The organism is Pseudomonas sp. Q11 (genome assembly GCF_024494355.1).
Lineage (GTDB): Bacteria > Pseudomonadota > Gammaproteobacteria > Pseudomonadales > Pseudomonadaceae > Aquipseudomonas > Aquipseudomonas hefeiensis.
Genome location: NZ_JAKNQY010000003.1, coordinates 141,410 through 165,304, shown reverse-complemented (window position 1 = coordinate 165,304; position 23,895 = coordinate 141,410). Strand labels below are relative to the sequence as shown.

16 protein-coding genes are annotated in these 23,895 nt (G+C 60.2%); 11 read left to right on the top strand and 5 right to left on the bottom strand.

The window, feature by feature from the left end; translation table 11 throughout:
* Positions 1-11: 11 nt before the first annotated feature.
* From MA884_RS04930 to aceE, 4 genes are all read right to left on the bottom strand, one after another.
* A complete protein-coding gene (locus tag MA884_RS04930) occupies positions 12-2,705 on the bottom strand; it encodes a bifunctional diguanylate cyclase/phosphodiesterase (RefSeq protein ID WP_256229329.1) in 2,694 nt (897 codons plus the stop codon).
* Positions 2,706-2,887: 182 nt separating this feature from the next.
* Positions 2,888-4,294, bottom strand: coding sequence for an alkaline phosphatase D family protein (locus MA884_RS04925; protein WP_256229328.1), 1,407 nt, complete (start codon positions 4,292-4,294; stop codon positions 2,888-2,890).
* 305 nt (positions 4,295-4,599) lie between these two features.
* Positions 4,600-6,246 (bottom strand): dihydrolipoyllysine-residue acetyltransferase, encoded by a 1,647-nt coding sequence (gene aceF / locus MA884_RS04920; RefSeq protein ID WP_256229326.1) that lies wholly within the window; start codon positions 6,244-6,246, stop codon positions 4,600-4,602.
* Between the two features lie 11 nt (positions 6,247-6,257).
* Positions 6,258-8,903: a pyruvate dehydrogenase (acetyl-transferring), homodimeric type gene (gene aceE, locus MA884_RS04915; protein WP_256229325.1), complete on the bottom strand. Its 2,646-nt coding sequence runs from the start codon at positions 8,901-8,903 to the stop codon at positions 6,258-6,260.
* Between the two features lie 382 nt (positions 8,904-9,285).
* Between aceE and glnE the strand changes: the two genes are divergently transcribed.
* The 11 genes from glnE (at position 9,286) to MA884_RS04860 (ending at position 23,074) form a co-directional block, all read left to right on the top strand.
* A complete protein-coding gene (gene glnE / locus MA884_RS04910; RefSeq protein WP_256229323.1) occupies positions 9,286-12,225 on the top strand; it encodes a bifunctional [glutamate--ammonia ligase]-adenylyl-L-tyrosine phosphorylase/[glutamate--ammonia-ligase] adenylyltransferase in 2,940 nt (979 codons plus the stop codon).
* A 344-nt stretch (positions 12,226-12,569) separates the two neighbouring features.
* Complete coding sequence (gene waaF, locus MA884_RS04905) at positions 12,570-13,604, top strand: lipopolysaccharide heptosyltransferase II (protein ID WP_256229322.1); 1,035 nt, start codon at positions 12,570-12,572, stop codon at positions 13,602-13,604.
* 1 nt (position 13,605) lies between these two features.
* A complete protein-coding gene (gene waaC, locus MA884_RS04900; RefSeq protein ID WP_256229321.1) occupies positions 13,606-14,664 on the top strand; it encodes a lipopolysaccharide heptosyltransferase I in 1,059 nt (352 codons plus the stop codon).
* Positions 14,664-15,788 (top strand): glycosyltransferase family 4 protein, encoded by a 1,125-nt coding sequence (locus MA884_RS04895; RefSeq protein ID WP_139048600.1) that lies wholly within the window; start codon positions 14,664-14,666, stop codon positions 15,786-15,788. The genes waaC and MA884_RS04895 overlap by 1 nt, the downstream gene beginning before the upstream one ends.
* Positions 15,785-16,591 carry a lipopolysaccharide core heptose(I) kinase RfaP gene (rfaP, locus tag MA884_RS04890; protein WP_256229320.1) on the top strand — a complete coding sequence of 269 codons (807 nt, stop codon included), beginning with the start codon at positions 15,785-15,787 and terminating at the stop codon, positions 16,589-16,591. Before MA884_RS04895 ends, rfaP begins: the two co-directional genes overlap by 4 nt.
* Positions 16,591-17,325 carry a lipopolysaccharide kinase InaA family protein gene (locus MA884_RS04885; RefSeq protein WP_256229319.1) on the top strand — a complete coding sequence of 245 codons (735 nt, stop codon included), beginning with the start codon at positions 16,591-16,593 and terminating at the stop codon, positions 17,323-17,325. Before rfaP ends, MA884_RS04885 begins: the two co-directional genes overlap by 1 nt.
* Positions 17,322-17,453 carry a hypothetical protein gene (locus MA884_RS04880; RefSeq protein ID WP_256229318.1) on the top strand — a complete coding sequence of 44 codons (132 nt, stop codon included), beginning with the start codon at positions 17,322-17,324 and terminating at the stop codon, positions 17,451-17,453. The genes MA884_RS04885 and MA884_RS04880 overlap by 4 nt, the downstream gene beginning before the upstream one ends.
* A complete protein-coding gene (locus MA884_RS04875) occupies positions 17,453-18,892 on the top strand; it encodes a lipopolysaccharide kinase InaA family protein (RefSeq protein ID WP_256229317.1) in 1,440 nt (479 codons plus the stop codon). Before MA884_RS04880 ends, MA884_RS04875 begins: the two co-directional genes overlap by 1 nt.
* A 255-nt stretch (positions 18,893-19,147) precedes the next feature.
* Positions 19,148-20,896, top strand: coding sequence for a carbamoyltransferase (locus MA884_RS04870; RefSeq protein WP_256229316.1), 1,749 nt, complete (start codon positions 19,148-19,150; stop codon positions 20,894-20,896).
* On the top strand, positions 20,889-21,791 hold the full coding sequence (locus tag MA884_RS04865; RefSeq protein ID WP_256229315.1) for a glycosyltransferase family 2 protein: 903 nt from the start codon (positions 20,889-20,891) through the stop codon (positions 21,789-21,791). The genes MA884_RS04870 and MA884_RS04865 overlap by 8 nt, the downstream gene beginning before the upstream one ends.
* An 86-nt stretch (positions 21,792-21,877) precedes the next feature.
* Complete coding sequence (locus MA884_RS04860) at positions 21,878-23,074, top strand: capsule biosynthesis protein (RefSeq protein ID WP_256229314.1); 1,197 nt, start codon at positions 21,878-21,880, stop codon at positions 23,072-23,074.
* 19 nt (positions 23,075-23,093) lie between these two features.
* Here MA884_RS04860 and MA884_RS04855 read toward each other — a convergent pair whose 3' ends face one another.
* Positions 23,094-23,726 carry a toluene tolerance protein gene (locus MA884_RS04855; protein WP_256229313.1) on the bottom strand — a complete coding sequence of 211 codons (633 nt, stop codon included), beginning with the start codon at positions 23,724-23,726 and terminating at the stop codon, positions 23,094-23,096.
* Between the last annotated feature and the right edge of the window lie 169 nt (positions 23,727-23,895).

Genomic DNA, 23,895 nt, shown 5'->3' with positions numbered 1-23,895 from the left:
TGAAGCTTGAGTTATACGAGAGGACCGCGCGGGTAACGCTTGAGCTTTTCGATCAGCTCCGCTCCCGGGATCGGCCGGTCGAACAGGTAGCCCTGGCCGACGTCGCAGCGGTGGCGCCGCAGGAACGCCAGTTGCTGTGCGGTTTCGATACCTTCGGCCACCACCTTGAGTTTCAGGTTGTGGGCCATGGCGATCACCGCGGAAGTGATTTCCATGTCGTCCTGGTTGTCCGGGATCTCGTGGATGAAGCTGCGATCGATCTTGATGATGTCGATCGGGAATTTTTTCAGGTAACTCAGGGATGAATAACCGGTGCCGAAGTCGTCCATGGCCAGGGTCAGGCCCAGGCGCTTGAGTTGGTCGAGCTGCAAGTGGGTATCTTCGGTGGCCTCCAGCAGCAGGCCTTCGGTCAGTTCCAGTTCCAGCAGGCGGGCCGGCAGTTGTTCTTCCTTGAGGATGCTGGCGATCGAGGCGACCAGATCCGGGTCGGAGAACTGCTTGGGCGACAGGTTGATCGCCACTTGCAGGTTGCCCAGGCCGGCGGCGGTCAATTGCTTGCTCATGCGGCAAGCCTGACGGGCGATCCATTTGCCGATGGGGATGATCAGGCCGGTTTCTTCGGCGACGCTGATGAATTGGTCCGGGCGAATCATGCCCTTCTCGGGATGGTTCCAGCGCAGCAGCGCCTCCATGCCCAGCAGACGACCGCTGCGCAGGCACAGTTTTGGCTGATAGAACACGTCCAGCTCGTTCTGGGTCAAGGCGCGGCGCAGGTTGTTTTCCACGAACAGCTTGTAGCTGGCCTCGGCGTTCAGCGCCTCGGTGAATACCTGGACCTGATGCTTGCCGTTGGCTTTGGCTTTGTGCAGGGCGAGTCCGGCGTTGCGCATCAGGGTCTGGGGGTCGCGGCCGTGCAGTGGCGCGCAGGCCAGGCCCACGGAGCCGGTCACGCTGATCAACTGGTTGTCGACGAACATCGGTTTGTCGAGCGTCATCAGCAACTGGCTGGCGATCTGCTGCCCTGCCTCCAGGTCGGTGTCGTCCAGCAGTACGGCGAATTCATTACTGGCGAACCGTGCCAGGCTGCCACTGGGGCTCAGGCTATTGCGCAGGCGCCGGGCCAGGCTGATCAGCAGCTTGTCTCCGGTCTGATGGCCGAGGCTGTCATTGATGCGCTTGAAGTTGTCGATGTCCACCAGCAACAGGCTGATGGGCGAATCGCTGTCCCGGGCAAAGCGCTCATCGAGGTTGCGGATGAACGCGGGGCGGTTGCCCAGGTTGGTCAGGTTGTCGGTATAGGCCAGGCGCTCGATACGCTGCTGGGCCAGTTTGGTCTGGGTGATGTCTTCGTAAATACCGATGTAGTGGGTCAGTTCACGGTTATCGCCATAGACCTTGGAAATCGACAATTGGCCCCAGTAGGGTTCCAGATTCTTGCGCCTGCTCTTGAATTCGCCCTGCCAGCTGTTGCTCTGGGCCAGGGCCGACGGAGCATCGAACAGCAGTTCGCTGAGGTTTTCCAAGGCCGGCAGTTCCGACAGGCGCTGGCCGTGGACTTCCTCGGTGGAATATTGGGTGATGGCGGTGAAGCTGGGGTTGACGTATTCCACCACACCGTCGCAATTGACCAGCAGGAACGCGTTGGCGCTCTGCTCCACGGCGCGCTGGAACAAGTGCAAGGCGTTGGTGGCGGTCCGTCGGTTGTGGTTGTTGATGACCTGGGCGAACTGGTCAGCCAGTTCACCGGCAAAGGCGATCTCGTCCGACTGCCAGGCGCGGGTGACGCCTATTTGCTCCAGGCACAGCACGCCCACCACCTGGCCGTCGATTCGGACGCTGGCATCGAGCATGGCGTTGACTTCCCGCGTGCGAAGGCTTGCGGCCATTTCCCGGGTACGCGGGTCGCGCATCGCATTGTGCGCGTCGATTGCGCGGCAGGTCTGCAGCGCCTCCATGTAATCAGGAAACTCGTTGGCGTTGATCACGTCTGGCAGAAAGTAGTCCTGAGAGGCGCGGTTATAAGCCGAAATCGGCACCAACTGGCCGTCTTCCAGGTTCCAGATGCTGGCGCAATCAATCTGGTAGATGTCGCAGGCGCTGCGGGTGATGAGCTCGGCGGCTTCCTGCAGGGAGTTGTTGGCGCTGTAGCGCTGACGGGTCAGCAGCAGGATCAGGTCCTGTTGCGCGCGCACCCGGTCCAAGTGTTGAAGCTGTTCCTGCTGGGCGCGTTGGTTCAGTTCCAGGGCAATTTGCAGGCGTGAGTTCTGGGTTTCCAGGTCCAGGGCCGGTGCCGACGGCTCGCTTGTCAGCAAATCGTCCACTGCCAGCAGATAGCCGCGTAGTAGATGGCGATTGTGCTGTTTATAGGACTCGCCCATTTCCAGCAGGTTCATGGGACCCTTGGCGGTGTGGAGCGTGTAGCGGATCAGGTAATGCGGGGCTTGGGCCAGTTGCTGCTGGATCGTATCGTGGAGTTGATAGCGCGCTTCGGGTTCCATCAGGCTGGCGTAGGGCGAACTGACCAGCGAGCAAAGCTCTACTGCCGGCAGGCCGAAATAACGTTCGCAGTTGGGATCGAGGAACAGCAGCGCCCAGCTCGCTTCATTCAGCCGTTCGAAACGCAGCATGCCGAGCCGCGAAGGCACCGGTAACTGCGTCACTACCTCGGCCGCCATACGGCTGGCGGCATCGGGTTGGCTTTTCATGGGGAAACTCGCTTCGAAAATGCTGATCGCGCCGGGCTGACGCCCTCGTTATTACGGACTGCCGCAAGGTTGCATCATTGCGGCACTGGCTGACAAGAGAGATGAAGGCCAAGTGCTATAAACCTTTTATCGGCCGACAAGAGGATTTCTCCAGCCGTCACCCGATCAGAGGGCTTGAGTGGTTATACCACTCGTCCGCGCAACGGGATATCAACCGTCTGTAATGAAGTGCCATCACGGTCGTGAAAAGTGACCCGAACGCTCTGGTCCGCGACATGCAGGCGTGCGAAATTGTCCTGGCTGATCACCTTGCCGGTCAGTTCGTACTGGTATTCACCGCCCCCGGCCCGGGCCATGGCTCTGTCGAAAATAAAATCGGATGGTTTTGCGAAGGGCAACAGCTTGCTGTTGTAAAACGGCGAGGCAACGACGGTATGGACTTCGAAATCGGGGTCTTGGGTGTGACCCAGGCGGCTGGTCATGGAGCCATGAATGTCGCCCGACACGAAAATCACATTCTTGATCCCATGGCCTCGGATGGTTTCCAGAAGGCGCAGACGTTGGGCCGGGAAGGCCTGCCAGGCATCACCGTCATTGTGTTTGCTGTCAGGGTAGAACAGGACGCTGGTCACGACGAATTTGACTCGGGCGGGGCTGTTGACAAGCCAGGTAAGCAGTGACTGCTCCTGCTCCTCGTCGAGGATGCGTCGGTCGTGCGGTGACAGGTTGCGTCGGGTCCGGCTGTCAGTGACGAACCATTCGATATCGCCGTGAGTGAATGTGTACCAGAACTGTTTCAACGGTTTCTTTAATGTGCCATTGCTTGAAAGTTCATGGGCTGGGCTATGGCTGGCTTGATAAAGTTCATAAGCGCTCATGGCATTGGCATATAAAGCTTCATCCTCGACGTTTTTGTTGGCTGGCCAGTTATCTTCAATTTCATGGTCGTCGAGGATCATGTAAGTTGGCACGCCGGACATGAGTTTTTTAATGTGTGGTTGGGAAAAAGCGGTGCGGTACTTGAGCAGAATGTCCTGATAGGTCCGGTCCGGGGCGAGCATATTCAAATCGTCGAGGTAAACCTGATCCCCGGTCATCAAAATACCGCTGATCGGCGGGTCGGCCTGGTCAACGACGCGGTTGATGCCGGCGAATGTCCGATCCCCGAGTTCGGGGGTCGATGGGGTACCGGCGGTGACCCGCAGATAGCGACAAGAACCGACGATATAGGCGCGTGTTGCGCCGATTTTGCTGGAAGGGGTGCGGAACTGGTAAATATTTGCAGGCCACTGCAGCGGCCGCTCCTGGATGGTTTCCACGGTGTGGGTCGGGCTCAGAGGGGTGAGCCAGCCGGCCTGATATTCATAAGCGGTGTCGGCTTGAAGACCTTTTAATACGATGACATCGGACATGTCGCGGTAGCTGTTCAACAGTACAAAGTGTCCCTTCGACCATGTTGTATCGCCTTGGCGCCTATGACGAATGCCGGCAAAGGTCAGGTTGCCGTTGCCCTTGTCTCCTCGCAGGAATATTCGCGCGTGATCAGTTGTCGTGTGACCCACAATGGGGCCAACAGTGGGTTTAAACATATTCGAGTCCGTTCGAAGTTCGGTGTTTTTAAAGTTTGGGTGTGTGTGGTCGGTGAACTAAGAATGCTAAAGCGTGGCGGGGAATAAATATTGATAGGGAAGGGGGCGTAAGTTGTGGGTAATGACTAACAGGGGGTGTAGTCACTAATCCCGGCTGGGGTAGGAAATGGGTCGAAGTTTCCTGTGCGTGGGCATTTTTATCCCAGGCAAAAAAAGCCCCGCCAAACGGGCGGGGTTGAGGTACGAGCGTGGCGCTCGGAAAACAGCAGTCCGAAGGGCCCTCCGTGATGGAGGGCCATGCGGTGTTACAGCAAGATGGTACGGATGTCGCCCAGCAGGTCGCTCAGACGCTTGGTGAAGCGTGCAGCGGCGGCGCCGTTGATCACACGGTGATCGTAGGACAGCGACAGCGGCAGCATCAGTTTGGGCTGGAAGGCCTTACCGTCCCAGACAGGCTGGATGGTGGCCTTGGAGACACCCAGGATCGCCACTTCCGGCGCGTTGACGATCGGCGTGAAGCCGGTGCCGCCAATGTGGCCGAGGCTGGAAATGGTGAAGCAGGCGCCCTGCATGTCGTCGGCGGTGAGCTTCTTGTTCCGGGCCTTTTCGGCCAGGGCAGCGGCTTCGCCAGCCAGTTGCAGCAGGCTCTTCTGGTCGACGTTGCGGATGACCGGTACCAGCAGGCCTTCCGGAGTGTCGACGGCAAAACCGATGTGCACGTATTTCTTGCGAATGACGGCCTTGCCGCTTGGGGCCAGGGAGCTGTTGAAGTCTGGCAGCTCCTTGAGCAGGTGCGCACAGGCCTTGAGCAGCAGTGGCAGAACGGTCAGTTTCACGCCGGCTTTTTCCGCCACGGCTTTCTGCGCGACGCGGAAAGCTTCCAGCTCGGTGATGTCGGCCTGGTCGAACTGAGTGACGTGCGGAATGTTCAGCCAGCTGCGATGCAGGCTCGACGCGCCGATTTGCATCAGGCGAGTCATTGCCACTTCTTCGGTTTCGCCGAAGCGGCTGAAATCCACCGCCGGGATCGGCGGGATGCCCGCACCACCCGTGGCGCCTTCGGCCGGAGCGTTCTTGGCCTTCTGCATCATGGCCTTGACGTAAGCCTGCACGTCTTCCTTCAGCACACGACCGTGTGGGCCGCTTGGGCCGACGGCGGACAGCTCGACACCAAATTCACGGGCCAGCTGACGCACCGCAGGACCGGCATGCACCTTGGCTCCGCCAGGTGCGGGTGCGGCGGCCGGGGCAGGGGCTGTCTCGGCCTTGGTGGCGGCAGGCGCGGCAGCCGGAGCTGGAGCAGCTTCGGCTTCGGTCTTGGCGGCAGGCGCAGCAGCCTGGGCTGGGGCAGCAGGCGCCGCAGCACCGGCCACTTTCAGCTTCAGGATCAGATCACCGGTGCCAACTTCGTCTTCCAGCTTGATCTCGACGCTTTCCACCACGCCGGCGGCCGGCGACGGGATTTCCATGCTGGCCTTGTCGGATTCCAGGGTGATCAGCGACTGGTCGGCTTCGACGGTGTCGCCGACCTTGACCAGCACTTCGATGATCTTGGCCTTGCCCGACGAGCCGATGTCCGGGACATGAATGTCCTGGACCGTGGCAGCGGCAGGCGCGGCGGCAGGGGCGGGAGCCGCCTCGGCAACCGGTGCAGCGGCAGGCTTTTCAGCCGCCGCCGGGGCAGCAGCAGGAGCTGCCGCTTCAGGCGCCGCAGCAGCGCCCTCGACTTCCAGCTCCAGCAGTTCGTCGCCTTCTTTCAGGCGATCACCCAGCTTCACTTTCAGGCTTTTAACGATACCGGCCTTCGGCGCAGGCACTTCCATGCTGGCCTTGTCCGATTCAAGCGTCAGGATGCTCTGCTCGGCTTCGATACGGTCGCCGACCTTCACAAACAGTTCAATTACTTCACCTTCACCGCTGCCGATGTCAGGTACGCGAATGAGTTCGCTCACGGAAATTCTCCTCAGCAGTCCAGTGGGTTGCGTTTTTCCGGATCGATGCCGAACTTGACGATGGCCTCGGCCACCACCTTGGGTTCGATATCGCCACGGTCAGCCAGGGCTTCCAGGGCTGCCAACACAACGAACTTACGGTCGACTTCGAAGAAGTGACGCAGCTTCTTGCGGCTGTCGCTACGACCGAAGCCGTCGGTGCCCAGCACCTTGAATTCCTTGGAAGGAACCCACTGACGGATCTGCTCGGCGAACAGCTTCATGTAGTCGGTAGAGGCGATGACCGGACCTTTGCGACCGTTCAGGCATTCTTCGACATAGCTCAGTTTCGGCTTCTGGCCTGGGTGCAGGCGGTTGCTGCGCTCTACGGCCAGGCCGTCGCGACGCAGTTCGTTGAAGCTGGTAACGCTCCAGACGTCGGCGCCGACGTTGAACTCTTCACGCAGGATCTTCGCCGCTTCACGCACTTCGCGCAGGATGGTGCCGGAGCCCATCAGCTGGACGTGGTGCGCCGCTTCGCGGGTGTCTTCCTCGAGCAGGTACATGCCCTTGATGATGCCTTCTTCCACGCCGGCCGGCATGGCTGGCTGCTGGTAGGACTCGTTCATCACGGTGATGTAGTAGAAAACGTCCTGCTGCTCTTCGGTCATCTTCTTCATGCCGTCCTGGATGATCACCGCCAGCTCGTAGCCGTAGGTTGGATCAAAGGTGCGGCAGTTCGGGATGGTGGCAGCCAGGATGTGGCTGTGACCGTCTTCGTGTTGCAGGCCTTCGCCGTTGAGCGTGGTTCTGCCTGCGGTACCGCCGATCAGGAAACCACGGGTACGGCTGTCGCCAGCGGCCCAGGCCAGGTCGCCGATACGCTGGAAACCGAACATCGAGTAGAAGATGTAGAACGGCAGCATCGGCTGGTTGTGGCTGGAGTACGAAGTGCCGGCGGCGATGAACGAACTCATGGCGCCCGCTTCGTTGATGCCTTCTTCGAGAATCTGGCCCTTCTTGTCTTCCTTGTAGAACATCACCTGGTCTTTATCGACTGGCTCGTAGAGCTGGCCGACGGAGGAGTAGATGCCCAACTGACGGAACATGCCTTCCATGCCGAAGGTGCGGGCTTCGTCCGGGATGATCGGAACGATGCGCGGGCCGATTTCCTTGTCCTTGACCAGTTGCGCGAGGATCCGCACGAACGCCATGGTGGTGGAAATTTCACGGTCGCCCGAACCGTCAAGGATGGCCTTGAGGGTATCGAGCGATGGGGTCGGCACGCTGAAACTCTGCGCGCGGCGCTGGGGTACGAAACCACCCAGTGCGGTGCGACGCTCGCTCAGGTAGCGGGCTTCGGCGCTGTTGGGCTCCGGCTTGAAGAACGGCAGGTTTTCCAGTTCCTCGTCCTTGACCGGGATGTCGAAGCGGTCGCGGAACAACTTCAGGCTGTCGACGTCGACTTTCTTGGTGTTGTGCGCAGTGTTTTTCGCTTCGCCAGCACCAGTGCCATAACCCTTGATGGTCTTGGCCAGGATGACGGTCGGTTGTTCCTTGTGGTTGACCGCTTCGTGGTACGCCGCGTAGACCTTGTACGGGTCGTGGCCGCCACGGTTGAGCTTCCAGATCTCGTCGTCGGACAGATCGGCAACCATTGCCTTGAGTTCAGGCGTGTTGAAGAAGTGCTCACGGACGAACGCGCCGTCCTTGGCCTTGTAGTTCTGGTATTCGCCGTCGATGACTTCGTCCATGCGGCGTTGCAGGATGCCGTCGACGTCCTTGGCCAGCAGTGGGTCCCAGAAACGACCCCAGATGACCTTGGTCACGTTCCACTGGGCGCCGCGGAACACGCCTTCGAGTTCCTGGATGATCTTGCCGTTGCCGCGAACCGGGCCGTCGAGGCGCTGCAGGTTGCAGTTGATGACGAAGATCAGGTTGTCCAGCTTCTCGCGGCCAGCCAGGGAAATCGCGCCCAGGGATTCCGGCTCGTCGCACTCGCCGTCGCCCAGGAAACACCAGACTTTCTGCTTGCCTTCGGGAATGAAACCACGGGCTTCCAGGTACTTCATGAAACGCGCCTGGTAGATGGCCTGGATCGGGCCCAGACCCATGGATACCGTCGGGAACTGCCAGAAATCAGGCATCAGCCAAGGGTGCGGATAGGACGAAAGGCCCTGACCATCCACTTCCTGGCGGAAGTTGTTCATCTGGTCTTCGCTGATGCGGCCTTCCATGAAGGCACGGGCGTAAACGCCTGGCGAGGTGTGGCCCTGGAAGTAGATCAGGTCGCCGCCGTGTTCGTCGGTCGGGGCCTGGAAGAAATAGTTGAAGCCGATGTCGTACAAGGTTGCGCTGGAGGCGAAGCTGGAGATGTGACCGCCCAGGTCAGAATCTTTCAGGTTCGTACGCATCACCATGGCCATCGCGTTCCAGCGTACCAGCGAGCGAATGCGGCGTTCCATGAACAGGTCGCCGGGCATGCGTGCTTCGTGGGTAACGGGGATTGTGTTGCGGTATGGCGTGGTGATGGCGTAAGGCAATTGCGAACCGCTGCGGGTTGCGAGTTCGCCCATACGGGTCATCAGATAGTGAGCACGGTCTTCGCCTTCTTTGTCGAGAACCGATTCCAGGGCGTCCAGCCATTCCTGGGTTTCGACGGGATCGAGGTCTTGCATGGCTTGCTCCAGGGCGGAAAGGCTACCAGAATCGGTTGCCTGAGTTTGCGACTGGCCTTGTGGGCAGACGGTATAAATTCTTGGATTGCCGAAGGTTGTTTCGGCGGCGTGTAGTTTTACTACAAATCGTCGGCCGTTTCAGCCTTTCGAATGTATAGACGAGTAGTAAAACTACACATGAGCGGCTTGTGGCCCCTCGCTTCGTTGTGAGAATAATCGTTACTGTTGGTCGTGAGCCAACTCGTACAGGTAAAAACTTGATGTTGGCTGCCAATAAAATCAGATTTTCAGCTATTTATCATCTTTGTTCGACAGTCGATCAGGTAGTGGCATCTGAAAAAACACTACATCCAGCCTTTCCCGCGCCGATCAAGGATAGACCATGAGCCTGCCCTCGCTTACCGAAGTTCCGGTAATTCTCCAATCATTGGTCAGTCGTGCCGAGCAGTCGTTCCGTGCGGCGGTCGCTTCCCTGGGCGACGACCACGGGTTGTCCGGTTGGGCGCCTGAACGCTGGAGCGAGTTCAATCGTATCGCCGCCGCCAGTGATTTTTTTATCGAGCAGAGTGTTCGTGACCCCTCGATGCTGCTGGAGCTGGTGCGCGGCGGCGAACTGGACCGCCGCCTGGTGCCCGGCGAAATGTGCGCGCAGATTAGCGCCGCGGTCCAGGCCGCCGAGAGCGAAGACGAACTCGGCCGCGTCCTGCGTCGCCAACGCACACGCCAGCAGATACGGATCATCTGGCGCGACCTGACCCGCCAGGCCGACCTGGTCCAGACCTGTCGCGACCTCTCCGACATGGCCGATACCTGCATCGACCAGGCCTATCAATGGCTGTACCAGCGTCATTGCCAGCAATTCGGCACGCCCACCGGCCGGCGCAGCGGTGAACCGCAGCACATGGTCATTCTGGGCATGGGCAAACTCGGTGCTGTGGAGCTGAACCTGTCATCGGATATCGACCTGATTTTTGCCTACCCCGAGGGCGGCGAGACCGTTGGCGCCAAGCGTGCGCTGGATAACCAGGAGTTCTTCATTCGCGTAGGGCAGCGCCTGATCAAGGCCCTGGACCCGATGACAGTCGACGGTTTCGTGTTCCGTGTCGACATGCGCCTGCGCCCCTATGGTTCGGCCGGTGCGCTGGTGCTGAGCTTCAACGCGCTGGAGCAGTATTACCAGGATCAGGGCCGCGACTGGGAGCGCTACGCCATGATCAAGGCGCGAGTGGTGGCGGGTGACCAGGTGGCCGGTGCGCAATTGCTCGACATGCTGCGCCCGTTCGTTTATCGCCGTTACCTGGATTTTTCTGCCATCGAAGCGCTGCGCACCATGAAACAGCTGATCCAGCAGGAAGTGCGGCGCAAGGGCATGGCCGACAACATCAAGCTGGGTTCGGGCGGCATCCGCGAGGTGGAGTTCATTGCCCAGGCGTTCCAGTTGATCCATGGCGGTCGTGACTTGAGCTTGCAGCAGCGCCCGCTGTTGAAAGTGCTGGGCACCCTGGAAGGCCAGGGATATCTGCCAGCCAAGGTGGTCGATGAGCTGCGCCAGGGTTATGAATTCTTGCGTTACACCGAACACGCGATCCAGGCCATCGCCGACCGCCAGACCCAGATGCTGCCGGACAGCCCGCAGGACCAGGCGCGCATCGCGTTCATGCTGGGTTTTGCCGACTGGGCGGCCTTCCATGAGCAATTGATGTATTGGCGCGGTCGTGTGGCTTGGCACTTCGGCCAGGTCATCGCGGACCCGGATGAGGAACAGGACGGCGAGAGCGAAGTGACGGTGGGCGGCGAATGGTTGCCTTTGTGGGAAGACAGCCAGGATGAAGGGGCGGCGTGTCGTCAGTTGGAAGAGGGCGGCTTCGGCGATGCGCCCAAGGCGCTCAAAGCCTTGGCCGCCCTGCGCGGCAGTGCGCAGTTGCGTGCCATGCAGCGTTTGGGGCGCGAGCGTCTGGATGCATTCATTCCGCGCCTGCTGGCCCAGGCGGTGGAGCATGCCAACCCGGACCTGGTGCTTGAGCGCGTATTGCCGCTGGTGGAAGCCGTGGCGCGCCGTTCGGCCTATCTGGTGCTGCTGACGGAAAATCCCGGCGCGCTGCGACGTTTGTTGACACTGTGCGCGGCGAGCCCGTGGATTGCCGAGCAGATCACCCGCTTTCCCCTGTTACTTGATGAATTGCTCAATGAGGGGCGCTTGTTCAAGCCGCCCCTGGCGCCGGAACTGGCGGCGGAGTTGCGTGAGCGCCTGACCCGCATCCCCGAAGATGACCTCGAACAGCAAATGGAAGCCCTGCGGCATTTCAAGCTTGCGCACCGTTTGCGGGTGGCGGCCTCGGAAATTGCCGGCAGCCTGCCGTTGATGAAAGTCAGCGATTACCTGACCTGGCTGGCCGAGGCGATTCTCGAGCAAGTGCTGGCCCTGGCCTGGCGCCAGACTGTGGCCAAGTACGGCGTGCCGCTGCGCGCTGACGGTAGCCTGTGCGATCCTGGCTTCATCATTGTCGGGTATGGGAAAGTCGGCGGTCTGGAGTTGGGGCATGGTTCCGACCTGGATCTGGTGTTCATCCACGATGGCGATCCGCAGGCGGAAACCGATGGCCCGAAACCCATCGACGGCGCGCAGTTCTTCACCCGGCTGGGCCAGCGAATCATTCATTTGCTGACGGCCCAGACCAACTCCGGACAGCTCTACGAAGTGGATATGCGCTTGCGGCCGTCCGGGGCGTCGGGGTTACTGGTCAGCTCCCTTGGGGCTTTTGCACGCTATCAGGAGAACGAGGCCTGGACCTGGGAACACCAGGCGCTGGTGCGGGCCCGCGTGCTGGTGGGCAGCCAGGATGTGGGGCAGGCGTTCGAGAAAGTTCGTGCACAGGTGCTTGGGCGCAAGCGTGATTTGTCGACGCTGCGCCAGGAGGTCAGCGAGATGCGCGCCAAGATGCGCGACAACCTCGGCAGCAAGGCCACCGCTGCCGGAACCGCGGCGAACGCCTTTGAAGCCACGGCGCCGTTCGACCTCAAGCAGGATGCCGGAGGTATCGTCGACATTGAATTTATGGTGCAATACGCGGCCCTGGCGTGGTCCGAGGAGCACCCATCGCTGCTGCGCTACACCGATAACATCCGCATTCTGGAGGGGTTGCAAGAGGTCGGACTGATGCCGGTCGAAGACGCAACCCTGTTGCGCGAGGCGTACAAAGCCTATCGCTCCGCCGCCCACCGCCAGGCGCTACAGAACGACGCCGGGGTGATTGCAGGCGACCAGTTTGTGGATGAGCGCAGGCAGGTGCTGCGGATCTGGCGAGAACTGGGGCTGAGCTGAAGATTAGGCAGTGTGGGAGCGGGCTTGCTCGCGAAGGCGGCGGGTTAGGCAGCTTGATGTTGGATGTGCCGGCCTCTTCGCGAGCAAGCCCGCTCCCACAATGGAATTGTGGTGCTGCACCATACTTGAAGCAGATGGGTTTCCCCTGTGGGAGCGAGCCTGCTCGCGATAGCGGAATGTCAGGCAGCATGGATGTTGAATGTAATGGCCTCATCGCGAGCTGGCTCGCCCCCACAGTAGATTTGCGGTGTGTTGTAGAGTGACGGCAACAGGCAACGACCTAAGCCACAGTGATTGTCGAGGCGGGGAGGCGTAGGCCTCCCCGTATCGTTTTTGGAAGCCACATGAATATTCTGATCGTAGGGCCCAGTTGGGTCGGTGACATGGTGATGGCGCAGACACTGTTCCAGTGCCTCAAGCAGCGCCACCCACAGTGCGAAATCGACGTGTTGGCCCCCGAGTGGAGCCGGCCGATTCTTGAGCGCATGCCCCAGGTGCGCAAGGCCTTGAGCTTCCCGCTCGGCCACGGCGTGCTGGAGCTGGCGACCCGTCGACGCATCGGCAAATCCCTGGCCGGGCAATATGACCAGGCGATTGTGCTGCCCAATTCGTTGAAGTCGGCATTGGTGCCATTCTTCGCCAGCATCCCTACGCGCACCGGCTGGCGCGGCGAGTTCCGCTACGGCCTGCTCAACGACGTGCGCACGCTGGATAAAGACCGCTACCCGCTGATGATCGAGCGCTTCATGGCCCTGGCCTACGAGCCGGGCGGCGAGTTACCCAAGCCGTATCCGCGTCCAAGCCTTGCGATCGACCCGGTGACCCGCGAAGCGGCGCTGGCCAAGTTCGGTTTGAGCCTGGACCGCCCGGTGTTGGCCCTCTGCCCGGGCGCCGAGTTCGGTGAGTCCAAGCGCTGGCCGGCCGAGCATTACGCCCAGGTCGCCGAGGCGAAGATTCGTGAAGGCTGGCAGGTCTGGCTGTTCGGTTCGAAAAACGATCATTCGGTGGGCGAAGACATCCGCTCGCGGCTGATCCCGGGTCTGCGGGAGGAGTCGGTGAATCTGAGCGGTGATACCTCCCTGGCCGAGGCCATCGACCTGATGTCCTGCGCCGATTCAGTGGTGTCCAATGACTCCGGCCTGATGCACGTGGCAGCCGCCCTGAACCGCCCTTTGGTAGCGGTGTATGGTTCCACCTCGCCGGGCTTTACGCCGCCGCTGGCCGACAAAGTCGAAGTCGTGCGCCTGGGCATCGAATGCAGCCCGTGCTTCGACCGCACCTGCCGCTTCGGTCATTACAACTGCCTGCGCCAGCTCATGCCACCGTTGGTGAACGATGCCCTGGGGCGTTTGCAGGGCGCACCGGTGGAGGTTCAGTAACTTGCGGGTATTGTTGATCAAGACCTCTTCGCTGGGGGATGTGGTTCACACCCTGCCGGCGCTGACCGACGCGGCGCGGGCGATTCCCGGCATCAGGTTCGACTGGGTGGTGGAAGAAGGCTTTGCCGAAATTCCCACCTGGCACCCGGCGGTGGACAAAGTCATCCCGGTGGCCATTCGTCGCTGGCGCAAGAACCTCTGGCAAACCATCAAGAGCGGCGAGTGGCGACGCTTCAAGCAGAGCGTGCGTGCCGAGAAGTACGATCTGGTGATCGACGCCCAAGGCCTGCTGAAAAGCGCCTGGCTGACCCGCTACGTCAAAGCCCCGGTGGCAGGCCTGGATAAAGTTTCGGCCCGCGAACCGCTGGCCGCGCGTTTCTATTCCCGCCGCCTGGCCGTGGCCCGCGGTCAGCACGCGGTAGAGCGCGTGCGCCAGTTGTTCGCCGTGGCGCTGGGTTATGACTTGCCCAAAACCATGGGCAGCTACGGCCTGAATGTCGATCGTCTGGTGGAATTGCCACGCAGATACCCCTACGTGGTGTTCCTGCATGGCACGACCTGGGAATCCAAGCACTGGCCTGAACTCTACTGGCGTCAACTCGTTGAGCGCATGGGCCAGTTCGGCGTCGTGGTGAAGCTGCCATGGGGCAGCCCGCTGGAGAAAGCCCGGGCCGAGCGGATTGCCAATGGGTTGCGCAACGCCCTGGTATTGCCAAAACTGAATCTGGGCGGGATGGGCAAGGTGTTGGCCGGCGCGCAGGCCTGTGTGGCCGTGGACACCGGCCTTGGCCATTTGGCCGCAGCCCTGGATGTGCCGACCATTTCACTGCTCGGCCCCACCAACCCGGTGCTGACCGGTGCCTATGGCAAGGGGCAGATTCACCTTGCCAGCGATTTCCCCTGCGCGCCTTGCATGCAGAAACAATGCACTTATCCGCCGACCGCCGAAGATGCCCGGCGGTTTGACCTGAAACGCGAGCAGCCCCTGTGCTTCACGCGTCTGAATCCCGAGCGTGTTGCCAGCCACTTGAGCACGTTATTGGCTGAGGAGCCGCGCTGATGCAATTGGCTTTTGTCCTTTATAAATACTTCCCCTTCGGCGGCCTGCAGCGTGACTTCATGCGCATCGCCCTGGAATGCCAGCGGCGCGGTCACCAGATCCGCGTCTACACGCTGATCTGGGAAGGTGACGTCCCGCCGGGCTTCGAAGTGCTGGTGGCGCCGGTCAAGGCGCTGTTCAACCACCGTCGCAACGAGAAACTCAGTGCGTGGATGGAAAACGACCTGGCCAAGCGTCCGGTCGACCGTTTGATCGGCTTCAATAAAATGCCCGGCCTGGACGTGTATTACGCCGCTGACGGCTGCTTTGAAGACAAGGCGCAGAACCTGCGCAATTCGCTGTACCGGCGTTGGGGGCGTTACCGCCACTTTTCCGAGTACGAGCGAGCGGTATTCGCCAAGGATGCCAAGACCGAAATACTGATGATTTCCGAAGTGCAACAGCCTTTGTTCATCAAGCACTACGACACGCCGCTGGAGCGCTTTCACCTGCTGCCACCGGGCATCGCCCAGGATCGTCGCCGGCCCGCCGACGCCGATGAGGTTCGCGCCGCGTTTCGTGCCGAATTCGATCTGGCCGATGATGACCTGCTGCTGGTGCAGATCGGTTCCGGGTTCAAGACCAAGGGCGTGGATCGCAGCCTCAAGGCCCTGGCCGCGCTACCTTCGCAGCTTAAAAAACGCACCCGCCTGTTTGTAATCGGCCAGGACGACCCCAAAGTATTCCAATTGCAGAGCGCCGCGTTGGGGCTTGGTGACAACGTACGCTTCCTCAAGGGCCGCAGCGACATTCCGCGTTTCCTGTTGGGCGCCGACCTGCTGATCCACCCGGCGTACAACGAGAACACCGGCACCGTACTGCTTGAAGCGCTGGTGGCCGGCTTGCCGGTGCTGGTCAGTGCGGTGTGTGGATACGCCCATTACATCGCCGAGGCCGACAGTGGCCTGGTCTTGGACGAGCCGTTCGAACAGGCGCAGCTCACCGAGTACCTGGGGCGGATGTTGGGTGACGCCGACGCACGCGCGGCCTGGAGCCGCAACGGTCTGGCCTTCGCCGAGACGGCCGACCTCTACAGCATGCCGCAGCACGCGGCCGATGTGATATTGGCGGAGCACGCACAATGAAATTGATGCTGGCCGAACCGTTCAAGAGCCTTTGGGCTGGACGCGATGCGTTCGCCGAAGTCGAGGCGCTCAAGGGCGAGGTCTATCGCGAGCTGGAAGCCCGGCGCACCTTGCGCACGGAGGTGGACGGACGTGGTTTTTTCGTGAAGATCCACCGTGGCATCGGTTGGCGCGAAATCTTCAAGAACCTGCTGACCGCCAAGCTGCCGGTACTCGGCGCGGGACAGGAATGGAAAGCCATCCAGCGCCTGCAGCAAGTCGGTGTGCCGACCATGACCGCCGTTGCGTATGGCGAGAAAGGCCGCAACCCGGCCGACCAGCATTCGTTCATCGTCACCGAAGAACTGGCGCCGACCGTCAGTCTCGAAGATCTCAGCATGGACTGGGTCAAGCAGCCGCCACAGCCGAAACTCAAGCGGGCCCTGATCGCCGAAGTGGCGCGCATGACCGGTATGATGCACCGGGCCGGGGTCAACCATCGCGACTGCTACATTTGCCACTTTTTGCTGCACACCGATAAGCCCGTGACCGCCACGGATTTCAAACTTTCGGTGATCGACCTGCACCGTGCGCAGGTCCGCCCGGCCATCCCCCTTCGTTGGCGCAACAAGGACCTGGCGGCGCTGTATTTCTCTGCGATGGACATCGGTCTGACTCGTCGTGACAAGTTGCGTTTCCTCAAGGGGTATTTCCAGCAGCCGCTACGGCGGATCCTGGCCGAAGAAGCTTCGCTGTTGACCTGGCTCGAAGGTAAAGCCAACAGGCTTTATGCACGCAAGCTGCGGTACGGGGGCGCGCTCTGATGCCGGGTTGGGTATTGGAACCTTCCTACGCTGAGTTGGCAGAGGATTTCGGCAGTCTTGATGCCGTGTTCGCCCTAGAGGGAGAGCGTCTGACGCGGGATCTGCTGTCAGAGGTGATTCGGGTGCAGCGCAACGGCGTGAATTACTATGTCAAACGCTATACCGGGGCCGGCAAGGGGCTACGGCGATACTTGGGTAAGCCTCGGGTCAAGTCCGAATGGCAGAACCTCAAGCGCTTTGCCAAGTGGGGCATCCCCACCGCCGAAGTCGTAGCCTGGGGGCTGGAACGACGTGGCGCAGCCTATGACCGTGGCGCGATGATCACACGCGAGCTGCCTGGCACCGAAGACCTCTCGGCATTGGCCCGACGTCACGACCCGAGGCTGGCGAATCGTGCCTGGGTTGACGGGGTGAGTCGGCAACTGGCCGGCTATACGCGGACCATGCACGAAAATCGCTTCACCCATAACGACCTGAAGTGGCGCAATTTGCTGATCGACGATCAGTCACGGCTATTTTTTATCGATTGTCCGAACGGCGATTTCTGGCGCGGCTTCTGGCTCCAATACCGCATCACCAAAGACTTGGCGTGCCTGGACAAGGTGGCCAAGTATCATTTGTCGGCCACTCAGCGGCTGCGTTTTTACCTGCAATACCGTCAGTGCGACCGACTCGATGCGTGTGACAAGAAACGCATCCGTCATGTAGTGAGATTTTTCGAGGGGCGTGAATGACTGATTTTCTAGTCGCTGAAGATCGGCCATTGTTAGAGCGCTCGCTGTCGCAGTTGTTTAATTGCGCAATGGTCGGCAACTGGATGACCCGCTTGACCGCCCGGCGTAGTTACAAGGAAGCCCGTTGATGCACCTGTCCGAATTGAAACACGCTGGCCGTAGCCCCAGCCTGCCTTTGAGCCTGGAGCTGGCGGACGCTGCCGGCCCGGCGCAATTGCAGCTGCTTTCCCTGTTGCGTGTGTTGCCGGGACAGCGCTACGTCGGTGCTGGCGTCTGGCGCGGCCGTCCGGTGTTGGCCAAGTTGCTGGTCGGCAGCAAAGCGGGCAGGCATTTTCACCGTGAACTGCAAGGTGTGCGCCTACTGGCAGAACAGGGGATGACGACGCCGCTGTTGCTGGCCGATGGCCTGAAAGACGGCGAAGGTGGCTGGCTGCTATTCGAATTGCTTGAGGGGGCCGAAAGCCTCGGGGACGCCTGGAAACAGGTCGAGGGCCTGCCATTGCTCGCCGACGAACAAACGGCGGTACTGGCCGAGGCGTTGGGAGCGATTGCGCAACTGCACAGCAAAGGCCTGTGGCAGGAAGATCTGCACCTGGACAATCTGTTGCGTCACGGCGCCAAGCTCTATTTGATCGACGGCGCCGGCATCCGCGCCGAAACCCCGGGTCGACCGTTGTCGCGCAACAAAGTGCTCGAAAACCTGGGGGTGTTTTTCGCCCAGTTGCCCAAATCCCTCGAGCCTTTCAACGAAGAGTTGTTGGTGCATTACCTGCTGGGCAACGCCGAGCACGCATTGCCCATGGAGGCGCTGCAAAAACAGATCGACAAAGTGCAGGCCTGGCGTCTGAAAGACTTTCTGGAAAAGGTCGGGCGCGAGTGCAGTCTGTTCAGCGTGCAGCGCGGGCCGTTCGGGCTGCGGGCGATTCGTCGTGATGAAGAGGCGGTCATGGCGCCGGTACTGGAGCAGGCCGATGCCTTGCTTGATCAGGGCCATTTATACAAGACCGGTGGGTCGGCGAGCGTGGGTAAAGTCGATGTGAACGGGCGCTCTCTGCTGATCAAGCGCTATAACATCAAAAACTTCGCCCACTGGCTCAAGCGCTTCTGGCGTCCGAGCCGCGCCTGGCATGCCTGGCGCGAAGGTCATCGCCTGACTTTCCTCGGTATCGCCACGCCCAAGCCGCTGGCACTGCTGGAAAAGCGTTTTCTGTGGCTACGTCGCGGCGCCTACCTGGTGACCGAGCATCTGTCGGGGCCTGACATCATCCAGCGCCTGGCCCCTTACGTCGAAAGCGGCGCCGCCCCCGAGCCGGAGTTGCAGGCCCTGGACCGGCTGTTCGCCGGCCTGATTCGCGAGCGCATCAGTCACGGTGACTTCAAGGGCCACAACCTGCTCTGGCAGGACGATCGCTGGGTGCTGATCGACCTGGACTCCATGTGCCAGCACCGCAGCCTCTCCAGCTTCACCCCGGCCTATGCCAAGGATCGCGCGCGGTTCATGCGCAACTGGCCGCAGGACAGTGCGTTGTATCGGCTGATTGATCAGCGGTTGCCCAAAAGTTTTTGAATGATGCCCCGATAGCTGCTTCGGCACGTCCCCTGTGTAGGAGCCGCCGAAGGCTGCGATCTTGTTTCACCACTTGAGGTTCAAGAGGGAAAGATCAAAATCAAAAGATCGCAGCCTTCGGCGGCTCCTACGAGGCTTGCCAACGCTTTTAAGCTATAATCGCGCCCTTTAGCTGCCCCGCACCCCTGGCGCGCGGCACATCCATTTTTCGAGGCGCTTGTCGCCCGCATACAGACATTAAGAGGCTAGACCCCTGTGGCATTGACGATTCTTGGCCTGTCCGGCGCCCTTAGCCATGATCCTTCCGCAGCGCTGTACATCGACGGCAAGCTGATCGCGGCGGCCGAGGAAGAGCGCTTCGTACGCGATAAACATGCAAAGAACCGCATGCCCTATGAGTCGGCGAAGTTCTGCCTGGAACAGGCCGGTATCAAGCCGTCCGACGTCGATGTGGTGGCGATCCCGTTCGCGCCGATCAGCCTGTTCGGCGAAGCGCGCTGGCACTACGCCAAGCGTTACTGGTACGCCCCGGATCGCGCCCTCGATGCGATCCTGATGGGCAACCGTCGTTATAAGCGCTATCGCCGCAAGATCGTCTGGTGCCTGGAGCAGCTGGGTTTTGATCCGAAAAAAATCAAGATCGAACCGGTCGAGCACCACTTGGCCCACGCTTCCAGCGCCTATCACTGCTCCGGTTTTCAGGAGAAAACCGCGATCCTGGGCATCGATGGCAAGGGCGAATACGCCACGACCTTCTTCGGCTACGGCGAAAACGGCAAGATCCACAAGATCAAGGAATTCTTCGATCCGGACTCCTTGGGCGGCCTGTACGGCGCGATCACCGAGTTCCTCGGTTTTGAAATGCTCGACGGTGAATTCAAGGTCATGGGCATGGCGCCTTACGGCGATGCCAGCAAGTATGACTTCTCACGCCTGGCCTCGTTTGAAAACGGCGAACTGGTGATCAATACCGACTACGCCAACGTGATCGGCCTGCGTCGCTATAAAGAGAAGGGCAAAGGCTTCTACTTCTCGCCGAAGCTGATCGAATGGCTCGGTTCCAAGCGCGAAGGCGACATCGCCGACGAGCCGTACATCCATTACGCGGCCAGCATGCAGGCGCTGTTCGAGAAACTTGCGCTGCAGATGATCGACCACTATCTGGGCGACGTGCTCAAGGAAACCGGCAAGCTGGCTTTCGCCGGTGGCTGCGCATTGAACGTCAAGCTGAACCAGAAAATCATCGCCCGTGACGACGTCAAGGAACTGTTCGTGCAGCCGGCTTCCGGCGACGCCGGCACCGCGGTGGGCGCGGCAGCTTATGTGTCCCACGCCCGTGGCGTGCCGGTAGAGAAGATGGAACACGTCTACCTCGGCCCGGCCTACAGCAACGAAGACGTCATCGCCGCGTGCGCCCGTCATCCGAGCAAACCTGTGTGGCGCAAGATCGACAATACCCCCGAGCGCATCGCCCGGATCATGGTCGACGGTAACCCGGTGGCTTGGTTCCAGGGGCGCATGGAGTTCGGCCCGCGTGCCTTGGGCGGTCGTTCGATCATCGGTTGCCCAAGCGCCAGCGGCGTGGCCAATCGCATCAACGAACAGATCAAGTTCCGCGAGCGCTGGAGGCCTTTCTGCCCGTCGATGCTCGATACGGTCGCACCGCAGATGATCAAGGTCGATCACCCCGCGCCGTTCATGACGTTCACCTTCGAAGTGGCCGAAGAATGGAAAACCCGCGTGCCGGAAGTCGTCCACGAAGACGGCACATCCCGGGCCCAGGTACTCAAGCGTGAATACAACCCACGCTATTACGACATGATGAAGGCCCTGGAAGTACTGACCGGCAACGGCGTGTCCCTGAACACCTCACTCAACCGCCGTGGCGAACCGATGATCTGCTCGCCTACGGACGCACTGAACATGTTCTTTGGCTCCGACCTGCAATACCTGATCATGGAAGATATTCTGGTGGTCAAAGACGGGGTAGATGTTTATGACTGAGGTTTTGATCAGTGTCGTCATCCCTGCTTATAACTACGCCGATACCTTGCCTCGTGCGGTGAACTCGGTGGTGGGGCAACTGCACGATGCTCAGGCGGAGTTGCTGGTAATCGATGATGGATCTACTGATGCAACGCCACAAGTCCTGGAACAACTCCAAGTTGAGCATGCCGGTTGCTTTCGGGTTTTGCGCAAGCCCAATGGTGGTTTGTCCTCGGTACGTAATCGTGGGATCGAGGAGGCTCGTGGGCCATACCTGATTTTCCTTGATGCCGACGATGAGATGGCGCCGGGTGCTTTGGCTGCGTTGACTCGGCATATCTCCAGCAATCCCACCAGCCGCCTGATTATCGGTGGCCACTGGTCGGTATTCGCTGATGGTCGTCGTGTCCTGCACGCCGTACAACCCTTGCCCGCCACCCCGCGCGAGCGTGTACGTGGTTATCTGCTGGACAAGACGGTATCGCTGTCCAACGGTGCCTGTGCAATGCATCGAGACGTATTCGCGCCGGGCAATTACCCGGAACATTTACGCTGTGTCGAAGATATTCCAGTGTTTGCCCAGGTGCTGGCGGGTTTCCCGTGCAGTGTGCTCGATGCGCCGCTGGCGCTGATCCACAAACATGACGACAGCATGCGGCATGACCTCAAGCAAGCCCTGGCGGCTGGCGTGGGGATGGTTGACGAGGTCTTTTCTCCGACGCGCCTGCCAGAACTGCAGGATCTGCGCCGGGCTTTCCTGGCTCAACGCTGTCTGTCGCTGTTCCGCGCTTGCTACAGTGCTGGTGATTATGTCAACGCCAAGGCTTTTTATATTCAAGCCGTGCGTACCGATGTTCGCTCGCTCACGCGCTGGACCTATACGCGCAAGGCTATTCGGTTGTTGTTCAAGTGAATTCGCCGTGCCCTGGCGAAGATGTGTTCCAAGACCAAGGGTGCTGGGCACAAAAGGCGCGTGAGCTGGACCGATATCGCTGGAAATTGCTGCGCCAGCGCCATGGTCGCTTCGCCAGCCTGCTACGGCTGGGTCGTGATGCGCTGGTGGAGTTCGCGCTCGGTATGCGCGCAAGGGTATGTTTGAACGATTCGGTTGTCGCCATGCCCTGTGACGTGTTGTTGCTGCATTCGGCGCCCAAATCCATGGCGTTGCAACGCAAGAATATTCTGATCAGAGCCCTACGCAGCCGGGGGCATCTTCTGTCAGAGGCAGCGTTGCGCTCACCGTCGGATGCTTGTGCCCGACGTATGCTCATGGCGCCACCGCAGTCTGTACCGCTGCGTTATCTGGCATACGCTGCCCACGCCCAGTGGCTGGTGATGACGTATTCACCCAAGTTACTGATCAATGAGCGCAACGGTAGCCTTCATGCCCCGTTCTTGCGTTTGGCGCTGGCTGCACGTGGGGCTCGACTGCTACAACTGGCTCATGCCACAACCTTGGAATCTTCAGGGCGGCTGGGCATGAACGACTACGACTATTACGGTGTTTTTGGTCGTAGCTCGCTGGTTGCATTGCAAGAGCGAAGATTGCGGTTCGGTGAGTCGACGGTGGTGTTGGTCGGCTCTTACCTTGCGGATGAAACTTATGATCTGCCGGTCGCTGATCCTGCTCTTAAAATGTTATTGATTCTGGGGGTTGGCCCTGACCGGGAGAAAGAATCGGGTTATCAGGACACCTATCGGTTGCTGCGCGATTGGGCTGGACATAATCCGGACTATCGGTTGCTGTTCAAGCGCCACCCTCGCAGCAAAGCAAAATTCTGGAGCGATGCCGCTGCGCAGTTTGCCAACATCGAGTTGCTGGATACCCAGTGTTCACTGGCCCAGGCTCTGGCGCAGGCCAGCGTCGTCATCAATATCATGTCCAATGCGGGTATTGAGGCAGGTCTGGCGGGCCGGCCAGTGATTCACGTGAATGCGGGCAGCGATGTGGATATTTTTTCTCACTCGTTGTTTTTCGGGCCCCAAGTGAGCGATGAACAGGGCTTTTCCCGGCAGTTGAAAGCGCTTGAGCAGGATTACCAACGCCATTCGGCCCAAGCCCGACGTTTTGCTGATTACCATCTGGTGCACGGTTCCCAAGGGTTGCTGAAAACCACTCAGTTGGTCGATGACCTGCTCCGCGGCGCCGACCCCGCGTGTAACTTCGAGACCTTCAGGTTGGCCGCCGCTGGCTGACACCGGGGTCTGGAGGAGCTTAGGGGTTGAGCACCAGGTTCAACTCATGTTCGTTGCAAACCTGCTGACTGTTCAGGTAGTGCTCAAGGAATTGCTTGTCCTGGAGCAGCCACTCGCGGTCCTGGCGATAGCGCAATATATGCTTGAAGTTGCGCAGGCGAAGGCTCTTGCGAAGTGGCTTGCCCTGGAAGCGCAGGTCTGCGACATCGATCAGCCCAAGCGTGTTATGGGGCGTCAATACCACGTTGCCCAGGTGTGCGGAGCGGAAGTAGATGCCGTGCTCATGTAGGCTGGCAATGAACTCGCCCAGCCGTGCGCGAAGATCGTCATTGCCCTCAACCCCTAGCAACTGACGAAGCGTTAGCCCAGGCAATGGGTCGTAATGCACCGCGTCGCGTTCGATGCTGGGGATGCGATAAATCTGCCGAATGTTTGGGCACTCGATTTTACGTTCTTGCAGTACGCTGCAGTTGTCGGCGAAGCGCTTGGCGTAGGGTGCCCAGAGGGCAGAGGTCAGCAGGCGTTTGCGGCGAAATAGCTTGAGTATCGATCCATCGGCAAGGCGCAGAACTTTGTCGCCTTTACCGTCGGCTTCGAGAACGTCAGCATCTTCGCGCATGCTGAGGTAAGAAATGTGATCGAGCGTTTGCATCAAGGCTCCAAGGCATGCCCGTGGTAGGCAGCCAAGTATGTTACCGCAGTGTGCATGCTGCAAAAAACCGCTGTGGTATAGTCGTGCCAATTTTCAGGGGGGGCATGCCCCTGTTTGCTGGGTCGTCCGGCACTGTCACCGAGTAATTATTTTTGATTCATGTTGTTAC